Origin of the sequence: Enterobacter sp. Res13-Sevr-PEC09-46, from assembly GCF_015672585.1 — a bacterium.
In the GTDB taxonomy this organism is placed as follows: Bacteria; Pseudomonadota; Gammaproteobacteria; order Enterobacterales; family Enterobacteriaceae; genus Enterobacter; species Enterobacter hormaechei_C.
The window spans coordinates 338,161-353,929 of the sequence record NZ_JADABR010000018.1; the positions used below are offsets into that span (position 1 = coordinate 338,161).

Here is a 15,769-nt window from a genome sequence, read left to right on the forward strand (position 1 = left end):
CGGCTCTAATCTTTAATTGCAGGCAATAGTTCGACCCCGTCAAAAAAGACGGTCATCGAAAAATGGGTCCGGGAATGGAAAGGGCGCTATGGTACTGGATGGCAACGGTTTCGTCACGCGTCAAAATAGCCCAAGTTGTCCTGTCACTAGTGTAGCAAAGTCGTCATTGATGAACGGTAAAATTCCCTCCGCAACCGGCTGAAGCTGGCGGGTCAGGTAGTGATCGTAATCGAGCGGAGACTGCTGGTAATCAACGGGTTCCGGGCCGTTAGTTGTCCAGACGTATTTGATCGTACCCCGGTTCTGATACTGCGGCGCACGGCCCCGGCGAACATTCTCTTCATCCGCCAGCCGCGCGGCGCGTACGTGGGGAGGAACGTTACGTTGATATTCGGCCAGCGGGCGGCGCAGGCGCTTGCGATACACCAGCTGGTCATCCAGTTCACCCGCCATCAGGCTGGCGATGGTGTCGCGCACGTAGTCCTGATACGGCTCGTTGCGAAACACCCGCAGGTAGAGCGTCTGCTGGAACTGCTGCGCCAGTGGCGTCCAGTCGGTGCGCACCGTCTCCAGCCCTTTAAAGACCATCCGCTGCGTGTCACCTTCCTGAATCAGCCCGGCGTAGCGCTTCTTGCTGCCCTGGTCGGTTCCGCGAATGGTCGGCATTAAAAAGCGGGCAAAATGGGTTTCAAACTCCAGCTCTAACGCGCTGGTTAACCGCTCTTTTTGCAAATTTTCGCGCCACCAGTCGTTCACGTAGGCGACCAGTTCTTTGCCGATTCGCGCGGCGTCGTCTTCTGAATGGGCCGCTTTCAGCCAGACAAAGGTGGAGTCGGTATCGCCATAAATCACGTCATAGCCCCGAGATTCAATCAGCGCTTTGGTCTGGCGCATAATGTCGTGCCCGCGCATGGTGATGGAAGACGCCAGACGGGGATCAAAGAAGCGGCAGGCGCTGGTACCCAGCACGCCGTAAAAGGCGTTCATAATGATTTTCAGCGCCTGTGAGAGCGGCTTGTTGCCGTGGCGCTTCGCCTCGTCGCGGCCGTGCCAGATGTTTCCCACAATTTCGGGCAGGCAGTGTTTTTCGCGCGAGAAGCGTGCTCCAAGAAAACCTTCGGTGCTGTGCGCATCGTCTGGCTGCGCCATGCCCTCAACCAACCCGACGGGATCGATCAGGAAGGTGCGGATAATCGACGGGTAGAGGCTTTTGTAATCCAGCACCAGCACCGAGTCATACAATCCTGGCCGGGAGTCCATCACGTACCCGCCGGGACTGGCCTGCGGCGGCACGTCCCCGAGGTTGGGGGCAACGTACCCTGCCCGGTGCATTCGCGGAAAATAGAGGTGGCTGAAGGCCGCTACCGAGCCGCCGTGCCTGTCGACCGCGAGACCGTTCACCGTCGCGCGCTCCAGCAGGAACGGCATGATCTCGGTTTTGTGGAAGATCTGCGTCACCAGCTCGCAATCTTTCAGGTTATAGGTAGCGAGCGCCGGCTTATCTTCATTAAAGCGCCGGTCGATCTCGTCCATTCGGTCCCAGGGATTGTCGATGGATTTACCTTCGCCGAGCAGTTCCTGGGCGACCGCTTCCAGCGAGAAGGAAGAGAAGTTCCAGAAGGCGGATTTCAGCGCCTCGATGCCGTCGATAATCAGGCGACCGTTAGCCTGCGCGAAGAAAACACCGTTCTTAAAACCGTGCTCACGCCACTCCAGCTCACTGTTGCCGCGCCCCAGAATCAGCGGGATACGGTAACGCTCGGCATGTTTTTGCAGCACGCGCAGGTCAAACTGCACTACGTTCCAGCCGATCAGAACATCCGGATCGTGCTCGGCAAACCACTGGTTAAGCTTCTCCAGCAGTTGCGGGCGGCTGTTGACGTACTCCAGATTAAAATCCAGCGCGGACGCATCGCCGTTCGGCGGCCCGAGCATATAGACAACCCGCTGCCCACAGCCTTCCAGGCCAATGCAGTACAGTTCGCCGTGGCGGGTGGTTTCAGTATCCAGCGACACCCACTTTAGCGGCGGGCGATAGTGCGGATTAGGCTTCAGGCGCGCGTTAACGATCCTGCCGTTTTGCGCGGCGCCATCTACCCAGACGGGGGCGGTGATAAACCGCTCCATCAGAAAGCGTTCAGGCGGGCGAATGTCGGCCTCGTAAAGCGTCACGCCTGCTTCACGAAGCAGCTTTTCATAGCGCATTAACTGGCGATGGGCGCGGCAGTAGAGGCCGTAAACCGGCTGGCGGTGGAAATCTTTCAGCTGAAGCGGCGTAAGGCGCCAGTTGTTTTCGCCGCGTAGCAGTTGTTTCACTTTCTCGACGTGAGCTTCAGGAATAAAGGCCACGGACTCCTGCGGCGGGAGCGTAACGTTTCGTGGGCCGTTGTCCGTTGCCAGCCAGAATTCAACCTCAGTACCCTGAGGGGTATCCCGCCAGTGTCTGGTCAGTAAAAAGCCTTCTTGCGCCTGCGTCACGGCGTTATCCCATAAAACAAACCAGGCCTGATTATAGCCTGGTTGAGGGGTGTTTGCTGGAGTTTTATACAGTATCTGTTCCGCCGGATGGCGCTGCGCTTATCCGGCCTACAGGTTCCGCAGGCCCGGTAAGCGCAGCGTCACCGGGCAAGGGTTTACTGCCCGTAGTAGGCTTTCGCACCGTGCTTACGCAGGTAATGCTTATCCAGCAGGGTTTGCTGCATATCCGGCAGCTGCGGTGCCAGCTGGCGGCAGAAGATCCCCATATAGGCGACTTCCTCCAGCACGATCGCGTTGTGCACCGCGTCCTCCGCGTTTTTACCCCAGGCAAACGGGCCGTGGGAGTGCACCAGCACGCCGGGCATTTGCGCCGCGTCGATTCCCTGTTTTTCGAAGGTTTCGACAATCACGTTCCCCGTTTCCCATTCGTACTCACCGCCGATCTCCGCATCGGTCATCAGACGCGTGCAGGGAATGGTGCCGTAAAAGTAGTCCGCGTGGGTGGTGCCGGTGGCCGGAATAGGCTGGCCCGCCTGCGCCCAGATGGTCGCGTGACGCGAATGGGTATGCACAATCCCGCCGATGGTCGGGAAGGCCTGATACAGCAGGCGATGAGTGGGCGTATCGGAGGAGGGCTTTTTATTGCCTTCAACCACTTCACCCGTTTCGATGCTGACCACCACCATGTCTTCTGCGGTCATTACCGTGTAATCCACGCCGGAAGGCTTGATCACGAACACCCCTTTTTCCCGGTCAACGGCGCTGACGTTGCCCCATGTCAGGGTTACGAGGTTATGTTTTGGCAGCGCCAGGTTGGCTTCGAGTACCTGACGTTTGAGATCTTCTAACATTGTCGTCTCCTGCCGGTTGGCGCTGCGCTTATCCGGCCTACAGAACGGTAGGCCCGGTAAACGAAGTGCCACCGGGCACTCCGTACTTAGCGTTTTGAACCGTAATAGACTTCGTTCCAGCGCAGCGCGTCTTTAAAGGCTGGCAGACGGGTGTCGTTATCAATTACGGTCAGTTCGATGTCGTGCAGCTCGGCAAACTGACGCATATCGTTCAGGTCAAGCGCGTGGCTGAATACGGTGTGGTGCGCGCCGCCGGCCAGGATCCAGGCTTCCGAGGCGGTTGGCAGGTCAGGCTGCGCTTTCCACAAAGCGTTGGCGACCGGCAGCTTCGGCAGAGAATGCGGGGTTTCAACCGCATCGACGCAGTTCACCAGCAGGCGGAAACGATCGCCGAGGTCAATCAGGCTGGCGTTAATGGCCGGGCCGGTACGGGTGTTGAAGATCAGACGGGCCGGATCCGCTTTGCCGCCAATGCCGAGGTACTGCACGTCGAGGATCGGTTTCTCTTCAACCGCGATGGATGGACACACTTCCAGCATGTGCGAGCCGAGCACCAGATCGTTGCCGTTCTCGAAGTGGTAGGTGTAGTCCTCCATAAAAGAGGTGCCGCCCTGTAGACCGGTCGACATCACCTTCATGATGCGAAGCAGAGCGGCAGTTTTCCAGTCGCCTTCGCCCGCAAAGCCGTAGCCCTGCTGCATCAGACGTTGTACCGCCAGACCCGGGAGCTGTTTCAGGCCGTGGAGATCTTCAAAGGTGGTGGTGAAGGCATGGAAGCCGCCCTGTTCCAGAAAACGCTTCATGCCCAGCTCAATACGTGCGGCATCCAGCACGTTCTGGCGCTTGTCACCGTTGACCTGTGCCGCAGGCGTCAGGCGATAGCTGCTTTCGTACTCGTCCACCAGCGCGTTAACGTCGCCATCGCTGATGTCATTCACCACCTGCACCAGGTCGCCCACCGCCCAGGTGTTGACGGAGAAGCCAAATTTAATCTGCGCGGCCACTTTATCACCGTCGGTGACCGCCACTTCGCGCATGTTGTCGCCGAAACGCACCACTTTCAGGTGGCGGGTATCCTGCTTAGATACCGCCTGACGCATCCAGGAGCCAATGCGTTTTTGTGCCTGACCGTCCTGCCAGTGCCCGGTCACCACGGCATGCTGTTGACGCATGCGCGCGCCGATGAAGCCGAACTCGCGGCCGCCGTGCGCGGTCTGGTTCAGGTTCATGAAGTCCATGTCGATGCTGTCCCACGGCAGGGAGGCGTTGAACTGCGTGTGGAATTGCAGCAGCGGTTTGTTGAGGATAGCCAGGCCGTTGATCCACATTTTGGCTGGCGAGAAGGTGTGCAGCCACACCACCAGGCCAGCGCATTTGTCATCGTAATTGGCATCGCGGCAAATGTTGGTGATTTCGTCCGGGGTGGTACCCAGCGGCTTCAGCACCAGTTTGCACGGCAGTTTGGCTTCCGCGTTCAGCGCATTCACAACGTGCTCCGCGTGTTTCGTCACCTGCTGCAACGCTTCCGGTCCGTACAAATGCTGGCTGCCAATCACAAACCACACTTCATAATTATTAAAAATGGTCATTATCGTGTCCTTAATGTGTCAGGGTTGCCGTAGTGTCCGCGGTGCTTTTGGCCGGGGCGGCGACAGGGAGATAGTGAAGTTCGGCGCTTTTTGCCCATTGCTGGTAGCGCTGATAAAGCTGTTCAAAGCGTTGTGCCTGCTGAGTCTGCGGCTGGAGCGTACTTTCGACGGCGCTCGCCATATGCTGTTGCGCGGTCGGGATATCCGCATGTACGCCTGCGGCCACGGCAGCGAAAATCGCGGCGCCCAGCGCACAGCACTGATCGGAGGCCACAATTTGCAGCGGCCGGTTCAGCACGTCGCAGCAGGCCTGCATAATCACCGGGTTTTTACGGGCGATGCCCCCCAGCGCCATCACATTGTTCACGTCAATGCCCTGCCCGGTGAAGCACTCCATAATGGCGCGCGCGCCGAATGCGGTGGCGGCGATCAGGCCGCCAAACAGCGCGGGCGCGTCGGTCGCGAGGTTGAGATCGGTAATCACTCCTTTCAGACGCTGGTTGGCAAACGGCGTACGACGGCCGTTGAACCAGTCCAGCACCACCGGCAGGTGGTCGAGAGACGGATTTTTTGCCCAGGCTTCGGTGAGCTGCGGCAGGAGCTGTTTTTTGCTCGCCGTAACCTGCGTTTTCAGTTCAGGATGCGCGGCAGCCAGCTGATCCAGCGGCCAGCCGAGCACGCGGCCAAACCAGGCGTAGATATCGCCGAAGGCGGACTGACCCGCTTCGAGGCCGATAAAATCGGGTACCACGCTGCCGTCAACCTGACCGCAAATGCCTTTCACCGCGCGGTCGCCGACGCTGGCTTTATCTGCCGTCAGAATGTCACAGGTGGAGGTGCCGATAACTTTCACCAGCGTGTTGGGCTGCGCACCCGCGCCCACCGCACCCATATGGCAGTCGAACGCGCCGCCGGAAATGGTCACGTTTTGCGGCAGACCGAGGCGTTTCGCCCACTCTTCGCAGAGCGTGCCGACCGGAATATCGGCGGTGAAGGTGTCGGTAAACAGCGGGTATGTCAGGTTTTTGTTGATGATCGGGTCGAGTTCATCGAAGAACGCTGCCGGAGGCAGACCCCCCCAGCTTTCATGCCACAGCGATTTATGCCCGGCGCTGCAACGGCCACGGCGGATATCCTGCGGGTGAGTGGTGCCGGAGAGCAGGGCGGGAACCCAGTCGCACAGCTCAATCCATGACGCCGCTGCCTGTGCGACCGACGCGTCCGCGCGGGTAACGTGCAGGATCTTGGCCCAGAACCACTCGCTGGAGTAAATTCCGCCGATATACCGTGAGTAGTCAGTTTTGCCCGGCTGATGGCATAAGCGGGTGATGGCTTCCGCCTCTTCCACGGCGGTATGGTCTTTCCACAGCACAAACATGGCGTTCGGGTTGTCGGCAAACTCCGGTCGCAGCGCCAGTACGCGGCCTTCGGCATCGACAGGAGCAGGCGTTGAGCCGGTGCTGTCGACGCCAATCCCCACGACATCGGCCCGCTGGGCGTCCGTCAACTCCGCCAGCACGGTTTTGATCGCCGCTTCCATTGATTCAATGTAATCACGCGGGTGGTGGCGGAACTGGTTGTTCGGCGCATCGCAGTAGCGCCCCTCTTGCCAGCGCGGATACCACTCAACGCTGGTTGCTATCTCCAGGCCAGTCGTACAGTCCACTGCCAGCGCGCGAACTGAGTCGCTGCCAAAATCGAGGCCAATTGCAATTGCCATGGTGTTGCTCCATCCAAAAAACAGGTATGGAAGAACATTAGAGACTGGGGACAAAAATCGTCAGGCAGGATCCGCTAATCTTATGGACTAAATTGCTGTAGCCACGCAAAGTGTGACGCCGTGCAAATATTCTATGTGGACATTTCTGCCGCACTTATAGACACTTTTGTTACTGCTTATCTGCCCGTACTGGCGGACAAATCAGGGGGAAAGGCTGAAACATGGCGGACGTAAAAGAGGCGTGATGCTTTTTGGATCTTTTCGCGGGCCATTTTTATACTGCTTTTATCGATATGGACAATTGGTTTCCTTCAGGACCCTTGGGAGAACTGAATCTATGGCCGAACCGCAAAACGATCCCTTACTGCCGGGCTACTCATTTAACGCCCATCTGGTGGCGGGGCTGACGCCAATTGAGGCCGAGGGATATCTCGATTTTTACGTCGATCGCCCTCTTGGCATGAAGGGATATATCCTGAACCTGACCGTACGCGGAGAAGGGGTCGTCAAAAACGGGGATCAGCAGTTTATCTGCCGCCCCGGTGATATGCTGCTGTTCCCGCCGGGGGAGATCCACCACTACGGGCGCCATCCGGATGCCAAAGAGTGGTATCACCAGTGGGTCTATTTCCGTCCGCGCGCCTACTGGCAGGAGTGGCTCTCGTGGCCGGCCATTTTCGCCCATACCGGTTTATATCGCCCGGATGAGGCGCATCTGGCGCAGTTCCGTGAGCTGTTCGCACAGATTATTGAGGCAGGGCAGGCGGGCGGGCGCTACGCCGAACTGCTGGCCATCAACCTGCTTGAACAGGTTCTGCTGCGCCGCATGGAGGCCATCAACGAGTCGCTTAATCCGCCGCTGGACAACCGCGTCCGCGACGCCTGCCAGTACATCAGCGACCACCTTGCCGACAGCCAGTTTGATATTGCCAGCGTCGCCCAGCATGTGTGTCTGTCGCCGTCACGGCTCTCTCATCTGTTCCGCCAGCAGCTTGGCGTGAGTGTACTCAGCTGGCGTGAGGATCAGCGCATCAGCCAGGCGAAACTGCTGCTCAGCACCACCCGAATGCCTATCGCCACCGTCGGGCGTAACGTCGGCTTTGAAGATCAGCTCTATTTCTCTCGCGTGTTTAAGAAGTGCACCGGTGCCAGCCCGAGCGAATTCCGCGCGGGATGTGAATAATCGGTAAACATTCAGGTGAACTTCAGGCGCATCTTGTAAACTATTCAGACAATTGATGCCTTGACGCGGTGCAGGGCGCTAAGCAGAATCGCTGATTCGTTTTCTGACCGGAATAGTTATGCAGGCATTGCTGGAACATTTTATTACCCAGTCCGTTATGTATTCGCTCATCGCCGTGGCGCTGGTGGCGTTTCTGGAGTCGCTGGCGCTGGTCGGGCTGATCCTGCCCGGCACCGTGATGATGGCAGGGCTTGGGGCGCTTATCGGCAGCGGCGAGGTCAATTTCTGGCAGGCGTGGATGGCCGGTATCATCGGTTGTTTGCTGGGGGACTGGATCTCCTTCTGGCTGGGCTGGCGCTTTAAGAAGCCGCTGCACCGCTGGTCGTTCATGAAAAAAAACAAAGCGCTGCTGGATAAAACCGAGCACGCGCTGCACCAGCACAGCATGTTCACTATCCTTGTGGGGCGCTTCGTTGGCCCAACGCGCCCGCTGGTGCCGATGGTGGCCGGGATGCTGGATCTGCCCGTCGCGAAGTTTCTGGTGCCGAACATCATCGGCTGCGTCTTCTGGCCGCCGTTCTACTTCCTGCCGGGGATCCTGGCGGGCGCGGCGATCGATATTCCTGACGGTATGCAAAGCGGCGAGTTCAAGTGGCTGCTGCTGGGAACGGCGGTCCTGCTGTGGCTGGCGGTCTGGCTCTGCTGGCGCCTGTGGCGCAGCGCGAAAGCCAGTGTTGATCGCCTGACGCGCTATCTTCCGCGCACGCGCCTGCTCTGGCTGGCCCCGCTGACGCTGGGAGTGGCTGTCGTGGCGCTGGTGGCGCTGATTCGCCACCCGCTGATGCCGGTGTACGGTGAGATCCTGTTGAAGGTGGTGAGCCGTTAAACGCCGGGCGGCACTGCGTTTGCCCGGCCTACGGTCTTATACCCAGTAATCCTGACGCGCTTTCTTTCCCGCTCATTAAGGCGTCGGTTGTTCCATCCCACAAAATACGTCCCTCCGCGATCACTACCGATCGCGGCGCGATGCGTGCGGCATCTTCGATGCTATGCGAAACCATCAGCATCGTCAGTTGCTCGCGCTCGCAAACCTCCTCAACCAGCGAGAGCATCTCCTGACGCAGGGCCGGGTCGAGCGCCGAAAAGGGTTCGTCGAGCAGCAGCAGCGGCTGCTTGCGCACCAGACAGCGTGCCAGCGCCACGCGCTGGCGCTGGCCGCCGGAAAGCTCACCCGGTAGTCTGTTGATAAACGCAGCCAGGCCCATTTGTTCGGCGATCGCCTCCAGCGTCTGACGCTGCGCAACACTGAGTTTTAACCCCGGATCCATACCCAGCGCGATGTTCTGCCACACCGTAAGGTGATTAAACAGATTGTTTTCCTGGAACAGCATCGACACCGGGCGCTTAGCCGGCGGAGCGTAGGTATACTCGCCATTATCAATGACGATCGACCCGCTGGCAGGCTGCAAAAAACCGGCAATCAGATTGAGCAGGGTACTTTTTCCGGCCCCGCTGGGGCCAAGCACTGCGATTCGCTCTCCCTGACGAACGGAGAGGGTAAAACGCATTGGCAGGTGCTCATAAAGCCAGGTTACATCAGTCAGTTTTAACATCACGCCCCGGAAGTTTTTCGATAACGGTAAATAACGCAAAGCACAGCACCAGCAGTAAAAGTGCCGTGACGGCGCCGTCCTGGCTACGATAGGAGCCAATTTGCTGATAAAGCCAGAATGGCAGCGTGCGGAAATCCTCGTTGCCAAAGAGGGCCACAACGCCAAAATCGCCAATCGACAGCACGCAGGCAAACGCCAGCGCCTGAGCCAGCGGACGCTTTAGCGCGCGCAGTTCGACCACCTTCAGACGCTGCCAGCCCTGCATGCCCAGCGACTGACACAGCAAACTGTAGCGGCTGTTGACGTCGCGCATCGGGTTTTCCAGCACCTTGAGCGCGTAAGGGATAGCCATCAGCGCGTTGGTAAAAATGACGATGCCGTCGGCGCTTTCCGGCAGGCCGATGGTGCTGTTGAACAGTAAAAAGAATCCGGTCGCCAGCACAATACCCGGCATCGCCAGGATCAGCATACCCGTCAGTTCCAGCGCGTGTCCGGCTTTACGGGCATGACGCGCGTACAGCTCGCGGCTGCTCCAGAGCAGCATCATGGTCAGGATCACGCACAGCAGCCCGGCTGCCAGCGCGATGCGCAATGAGGTCCACGTCGCCTGCCACAGGACAGGCTGTTGCAGTACCGACAACACATTGCGATTCAGGCCATCAACGATAACGGCCAGCAGCGGGGGCAGCAGAAGCAGGAGGGCCAGCGCGATCAGCATAAAATCCGCGACGCGGCTGTGCAGGCTGTCCTGCGGATCGCGCCAGCCTGTCAAGTGATTGCTGCCTGTGGGGATCGCTTTACTCAGCCGCTGGCTGAGTAACACCAGCGCCAGGCAGCAGACCATCTGCACCATCGCCAGCAGCGCGGCGCGGCCCGGATCGTAGTCGTAACTTAAGGCCTGATAGATCGCCAGCTCAATGGTGGTGGCCTGCGGCCCGCCGCCGAGAGAAAGCACGGTCGCAAAGCTGGCGAAGCAGAGCATAAAGATTAGCGCGGCCACCGGGGCAATCTGGCGTCGCAGCCACGGCCATTCGACAAAGCGGAAGAACGACCAGCCGCGCATGCCAAGCTGGGCGGCAATCTGACGCTGCTCACCGGGAATGTTTTCCAGCGCCTGTAAAAAGAGGCGCGTCGCCATCGGCATATTGAAAAAAATATGCGCCAGCAGAATGCCTTTCAGGCCGTAAGGGGAGAAGGTCCATTCCAGACCAAGCAGGTTGAACAGGGATGCCAGCCAGCCCTGCCGACCGTAGACGCTCAGAATACCGAACACCGCCACCAGCACGGGCAGGATCAGCGTCATCGCGCACAGCCGCAGCAGGGCAAGCCTGCCGGGGAAACGTCTGCGATAGAGGGCGCGTGCAAGGAAAATGGCCGGGATCGTCGACAGCAGCGCGGAGAGAAACGCCTGCCAGAAGGAGAAACGGATGACGTGCCAGAGATAGCTGTCGTGCCAGAGGGCGAGCAGATCGCTCTCTGGCGCGTTAAACCACAGCGCAAGGAATGCACCCAGGCTGACGACCACCATCAGTATGGCGGCGAGCAGCCCGGGAACTAACCAGCCGGGGATCAGCGGCTGACGGCGCGTTGCCATTCACTAATCCATGCGGCGCGCTGGGCGGCAACCTGCTGCGGCGTAAATTCCAGTGAGGTTTGCGGCTTGTTTAGCTGCTCAAAGCCTGCCGGCAGCGCAACGTCAGTGACCGGGTACATCCAGTTTCCTGTCGGAATAGCATTCTGGAATGCCGGGGAGACCATAAATTTCAGGAATTTTTCGGCAAGCTCCGGCTGTTTGCTCGCGGCGGTGCGGGCGGCCACTTCCACCTGCAAATAATGCCCTTCAGCAAAGTTCGCGGCGGCGTAGTTATCCTTCTTCTCGGCGATAATGTGGTAGGCCGGAGAGGTAGTGTAGCTCAGCACCAGATCGCTTTCGCCTTTCAGGAACAGGCCGTAGGCTTCGCTCCAGCCTTTGGTGACGGTAACGGTTTTCGCGGCCAGCTTCTGCCACGCTTCCGGCGTTTTATCCCCGTAGACTTTCTGCATCCACAATAGCAGCCCCAGGCCCGGGGTGCTGGTACGCGGATCTTCATAAATTACGCGCCATTTCTGGTCACTTTCGACCAGCTCTTTCAGGCTTTTGGGCGGATTCTTCAGCTTGTTTTTATCGTAGACAAACGCAAAGTAACCGTAATCAAAGGGAACGAAGGTGTCGTTTTTCCAGCCGCCCGGTACGTTGACGGCATCTGCCGCCAAACCGCTTTTGGCGAACAGTCTGGTTTGGGTGGCGGCTTCCAGCAGGTTGTTATCCAGCCCGAGCACCACGTCGGCTTTGCTGTTTTTGCCTTCCATGCGCAGACGGTTGAGCAGCGAGACGCCATCTTCCAGCGCCACGAATTTCAGCTCGCAGTTGCAGTCGGCTTCAAAGGCTTTTTTTACCACCGGGCCGGGGCCCCAGTCGGCGGAGAAGGAGTCGTAGGTATAGACCGTCAGAACGGGCTTAGCAAAAACAGGCAGCGCAAACAGCGCCAGCAGAGGAAGAACGTTTTTTAACACTTTGCACCTCAGGGTTGAGTGGCAAAGGATTTTGAGAGACAGCCTCAAATCCCTTCGCCGGCGTTATCCGGATCAGGTTCGACGGGTATTATCTCAGCGCACATCAGTGATGCAGCACCCCGTTGAGAACGGCGCTATTGTAATGATTTGGTGAATATTACGAAAGCGTTATGGCTCCGGCGGCGCAAACCAGGCGGATTTAAAATCAAACCAGCCGAGGGTATTCATCCGCAGGCCGCGCATGCTGCGCTGCCCCTGGATCAGCAGCCAGTGGTGAATTAACGGTACGATCGTCTGCCCGGTCAGTAATTCCTGACACCAGGCGGCCAGATCCATTTCTCCTGCCCGCCACCGCGCGGCGTCCTGCTGCCAGTCCCGGTTGATACAGTGCTGAATCAGGGGCACCTCGTACAGGTGAGAAAAGAGCGAGAAATCAAGCGGCAGCGTAAAGTTTGCGCTGTTGAGCCAGATATCGCTGATGACGTCTCCGCGATGCCATTCATCATAATCGACTTCCTGAATCGCCAGCGTCACGCCTTCGGCTGCCAGCAGCGTGCTCATGATCCTCGCCAGAAAACGGTGCTCAATGTGATCGCGATAGTAGCTGAGGGTGATGATCTCCAGTCCGGCAGGCTTTTCACTGCGGACGGGCTGCGCATGGTGCCAGCGTGGGAGCAGGCCATAGGCCGGGAACCACCAGGTCTGGTATTGCTCCTCTGCGTGATAAATCAGGTTAGCGGGCGCCAGAATATGGCTTATCCACCTGCGGACGTCGTGGTTTGCCCCGCGATGGCTGCGGCTATCAAAGAGCAGGTAGTAGCAGCCCTCCTCCAGGCGGCTTTCGAACGCCTTTTCACCGGCTGTTGGCCCTTCCAGGGTCAGGCCTGCGCTCAGCTCTTCGTTGAGATCCGGTAACACCCAGACGTTCACTTCGTCGATCAACGCCCTATAGCCAAAGTAATCATCAAAGGCGCGGATCTTCAGCTGATTACTGTTATTTCGTGTAACGGAGTAGGGGCCCGTACCAATCGGCTGGCTGGAAAAATTGTTCAGGGATCGCCACTCGGCAGGCAGGATCATTGATGGCACGTAGCCCAGAAGCCACGGAAGCCATTTGTCCGGCTGCGAAAGCTCAATATCAAGCGTCCAGGCCGTTGGAGAGTGGATCCGTGCGATATGCGAATAGAGCGGCAGCGTGCGGGCGCGCTCTAAAGAGGCGATAACGTCGCGCATCTCCAGCTCGCGTCCATGGTGGAAATGAATGCCGGGGCGTAGAAAGAAGCGCCAGTGCAGCGGAGACACCTGTTGCCAGTGATGGGCAATATCCGCTTCCAGTTCCCCGTTTTCCTCATTTATCCGCGTCAGACCGCTGAATATCTGCCGGGCCATGTGGGTTTCAGAGCGACGTAACGCCGTACCGGGCAACAGATTTTTCATTGGGCGGTAGTAAAGTACCCGCAGAATGTGGCGTCCCTGACGAAAGCTGCGTCCCAGATGCGAGACCAGCATCTGGCGCACGGCGGCTTTGTCGCCCACCAGCTGGACCAGCTGATCGATGCGGTCCTGCTCCAGCAGATCCTCCGCTCGCTGTTGCTGTAACGCCAGGCCGGTATAAAGGAAAGTCAGGCGCGAACGCTTGCCGCGTCCGGCTTCGGCCTCCCAGTTTAGCCAGCCCTGCTGCTGCATGGTATTAAGGAGCGTGCGCATATGACGCCGGGAGCAGTTGAGGAGCTCGGCCAGCTCGTTCAGCGTGGTCTCCTGCGATTGCCCCTCGCAGCACTGCCAGAGGCGGATAAATTGTTGTTGCAGACGACCGGAAGGCATAAAAGGGGAACTCCTGACAAAAAATCAGCAATTTATTAATCCCTATATTAAGCCAATAATCCTTTTCGATGAAGCGAGGAGGTAAATTATGAAGAGGTCTACCGCACGTCAGTTTTATCAGCACTATTTTTCAGCGACAAAGGGAGTGTCCTGGCTGGCCCGCCAGTGCGCAGAGCAGCGGCTGAGAATACTGGAAGATCTGATGCAGTGGGACGTTACGAAACCGACCTCTTCTCGCTAACTCGCCTCGATCATGTGTGACTGAGTATTGGTGCTAATCACCCGCCAGCAAAATGTTTTTTGCTGGCTTTTTTCGTTTACTATTTCACCCAATTTCGATTCGCTTTCATAAGGACTTGCGCATGCTCTGGTTGATGACGATGGGGCGACGCCTGAATGGCGTGTACGCCGCTTTTATGCTGGTGGCCTTCATGATGGGCGTGGCCGGCGCGCTACAGGCGCCGACGTTGAGCCTGTTTCTCAGCCGCGAGGTGGGGGCGCAGCCGTTTTGGGTGGGTCTGTTCTACACCGTCAACGCCATTGCCGGGATCCTCGTCAGCCTGTGGCTGGCGAAACGATCCGACAGCCAGGGCGATCGCCGCAAGCTGATCCTCTTTTGTTGCGCCATGGCCGTGGGCAACGCGCTGCTGTTTGCCTTCAACCGCCATTACCTGACGCTCATTACCTGCGGCGTGCTGCTGGCCTCTCTGGCGAACACCGCCATGCCGCAACTGTTCGCCCTGGCCCGGGAGTACGCCGACAGCTCGGCGAGGGAAGTGGTGATGTTCAGCTCGGTGATGCGTGCGCAGCTCTCTCTCGCGTGGGTCATCGGTCCGCCGCTGGCGTTTATGCTGGCGCTGAACTACGGCTTCACCACCATGTTTTCCATCGCGGCGGGGATTTTTGTCATCAGCCTGGCGCTGATAGCCTTTGCGCTGCCATCGGTGGCGCGCGTAGAGCAGGTGACGGACAAGCCCATCACGCAGGTGAGCGGCTGGCAGGATAAAAACGTCCGCATGTTGTTTATCGCCTCCACGCTGATGTGGACCTGCAACACCATGTACATTATTGATATGCCGCTGTGGATCAGCAGCGATCTGGGACTGCCCGACAAGCTCGCGGGTATTCTGATGGGTACCGCTGCCGGGCTGGAGATCCCGGCGATGATTCTGGCGGGTTACTACGTCAAACGTTTCGGAAAGCGTCGGATGATGGTCGTCGCCGTGGCGGCCGGGGTACTGTTCTACGCGGGGCTGATCCTGTTCCATTCGCGTGAAGCCTTGCTGGCGTTACAGCTGTTTAACGCGGTGTTTATCGGAATCGTTGCCGGGATAGGCATGCTCTGGTTCCAGGATTTAATGCCGGGGCGCGCAGGCTCCGCGACCACGCTGTTTACCAACAGTATCTCTACCGGCGTGATTCTGGCAGGGGTGATTCAGGGGGCGCTGTCGCAAAGCTATGGGCATGCATCCGTGTACTGGGTGATCGCAGCGATTTCGCTCGTCACGCTGATGCTGACGTGCCGGGTAAAAGACGTTTGATTCTGGAAGGCGGCTTCACGAAATGAAACGATTTTCTGACAGGCGCAGAGAAGGCGCATAGAGTGCGTGACGGGTGCTTGAGGCTGTTTGCCTCAGGCTTTCGCAAGAGGCAAACAGTGGAGAGTCCCACATCAAAAAACTGATGGGGAGACCAACTTCACAACCAACATTGCGAGGTTAGTCTCTTCATTGCCGAAAAGCAATAAGGAGGCTGGAATGCCAAAACGTACTCTGCTGTTAGGTTTGTTTCTGATCTGTACGACGCTGTTGCTCTTCACCTGGATGGTGCGCGACTCGCTGTGTGAGCTGCACTTCAGACAGGAGAAAACAGAGCTGGCGGCAGTGTTGGCTTACGAAGCAAAACGTTAGCAGTATTGGCGGGGAGTTTTCCCCGCCACTCCAGAGTGGTTGAGCCTC

Annotated in this window: 13 protein-coding genes and 1 riboswitch; of the genes, 5 read left to right on the forward strand and 8 right to left on the reverse strand. The window is 58.3% G+C overall.

What is annotated here, in order from left to right:
* Positions 1–120: 120 nt before the first annotated feature.
* From polB to araB, 4 genes are all read right to left on the reverse strand, one after another.
* Positions 121–2,478 (reverse strand): DNA polymerase II, encoded by a 2,358-nt coding sequence (gene polB / locus IMQ56_RS13250; protein ID WP_048220370.1) that lies wholly within the window; start codon positions 2,476–2,478, stop codon positions 121–123.
* 155 nt (positions 2,479–2,633) lie between these two features.
* Positions 2,634–3,329: an L-ribulose-5-phosphate 4-epimerase gene (gene araD / locus IMQ56_RS13255; protein WP_023295910.1), complete on the reverse strand. Its 696-nt coding sequence runs from the start codon at positions 3,327–3,329 to the stop codon at positions 2,634–2,636.
* Positions 3,330–3,415: 86 nt separating this feature from the next.
* Positions 3,416–4,918, reverse strand: coding sequence for an L-arabinose isomerase (araA, locus tag IMQ56_RS13260; protein WP_015572656.1), 1,503 nt, complete (start codon positions 4,916–4,918; stop codon positions 3,416–3,418).
* A 10-nt stretch (positions 4,919–4,928) separates the two neighbouring features.
* A complete protein-coding gene (araB, locus tag IMQ56_RS13265; protein ID WP_196064054.1) occupies positions 4,929–6,638 on the reverse strand; it encodes a ribulokinase in 1,710 nt (569 codons plus the stop codon).
* Between the two features lie 337 nt (positions 6,639–6,975).
* Between araB and araC the strand changes: the two genes are divergently transcribed.
* Positions 6,976–7,821, forward strand: a complete 846-nt coding sequence (gene araC / locus IMQ56_RS13270) for an arabinose operon transcriptional regulator AraC (RefSeq protein ID WP_003856402.1) — start codon at positions 6,976–6,978, stop codon at positions 7,819–7,821.
* 118 nt (positions 7,822–7,939) lie between these two features.
* On the forward strand, positions 7,940–8,707 hold the full coding sequence (locus tag IMQ56_RS13275; RefSeq protein ID WP_196064055.1) for a DedA family protein: 768 nt from the start codon (positions 7,940–7,942) through the stop codon (positions 8,705–8,707).
* 28 nt (positions 8,708–8,735) lie between these two features.
* Here IMQ56_RS13275 and thiQ read toward each other — a convergent pair whose 3' ends face one another.
* The 4 genes from thiQ to sgrR form a co-directional block, all read right to left on the reverse strand.
* Entirely contained in the window at positions 8,736–9,434 is a 699-nt protein-coding gene (thiQ, locus tag IMQ56_RS13280; RefSeq protein ID WP_017694525.1) for a thiamine ABC transporter ATP-binding protein ThiQ, read from the reverse strand.
* Positions 9,418–11,028 (reverse strand): thiamine/thiamine pyrophosphate ABC transporter permease ThiP, encoded by a 1,611-nt coding sequence (thiP, locus tag IMQ56_RS13285; protein WP_032670574.1) that lies wholly within the window; start codon positions 11,026–11,028, stop codon positions 9,418–9,420. Before thiP ends, thiQ begins: the two co-directional genes overlap by 17 nt.
* A complete protein-coding gene (gene thiB / locus IMQ56_RS13290; protein ID WP_017383793.1) occupies positions 11,004–11,987 on the reverse strand; it encodes a thiamine ABC transporter substrate binding subunit in 984 nt (327 codons plus the stop codon). The genes thiP and thiB overlap by 25 nt, the downstream gene beginning before the upstream one ends.
* A gap of 31 nt (positions 11,988–12,018) precedes the next feature.
* Positions 12,019–12,119: riboswitch (TPP riboswitch) on the reverse strand.
* Between the two features lie 36 nt (positions 12,120–12,155).
* Complete coding sequence (gene sgrR, locus IMQ56_RS13295; protein WP_015572660.1) at positions 12,156–13,811, reverse strand: HTH-type transcriptional regulator SgrR; 1,656 nt, start codon at positions 13,809–13,811, stop codon at positions 12,156–12,158.
* A gap of 88 nt (positions 13,812–13,899) precedes the next feature.
* On the opposite strand from sgrR, the gene sgrT reads away from it, so the two are divergent.
* From sgrT to IMQ56_RS13310, 3 genes are all read left to right on the forward strand, one after another.
* A complete protein-coding gene (gene sgrT, locus IMQ56_RS13300) occupies positions 13,900–14,052 on the forward strand; it encodes a glucose uptake inhibitor SgrT (protein WP_003856388.1) in 153 nt (50 codons plus the stop codon).
* Positions 14,053–14,173: 121 nt separating this feature from the next.
* The gene (locus IMQ56_RS13305; protein WP_015572661.1) at positions 14,174–15,352 is read left to right on the forward strand and encodes a sugar efflux transporter; all 1,179 of its coding nucleotides are present in this window, start codon (positions 14,174–14,176) and stop codon (positions 15,350–15,352) included.
* Positions 15,353–15,568: 216 nt separating this feature from the next.
* The gene (locus IMQ56_RS13310) at positions 15,569–15,721 is read left to right on the forward strand and encodes a Hok/Gef family protein (protein WP_032647235.1); all 153 of its coding nucleotides are present in this window, start codon (positions 15,569–15,571) and stop codon (positions 15,719–15,721) included.
* Positions 15,722–15,769: the final 48 nt, after the last annotated feature.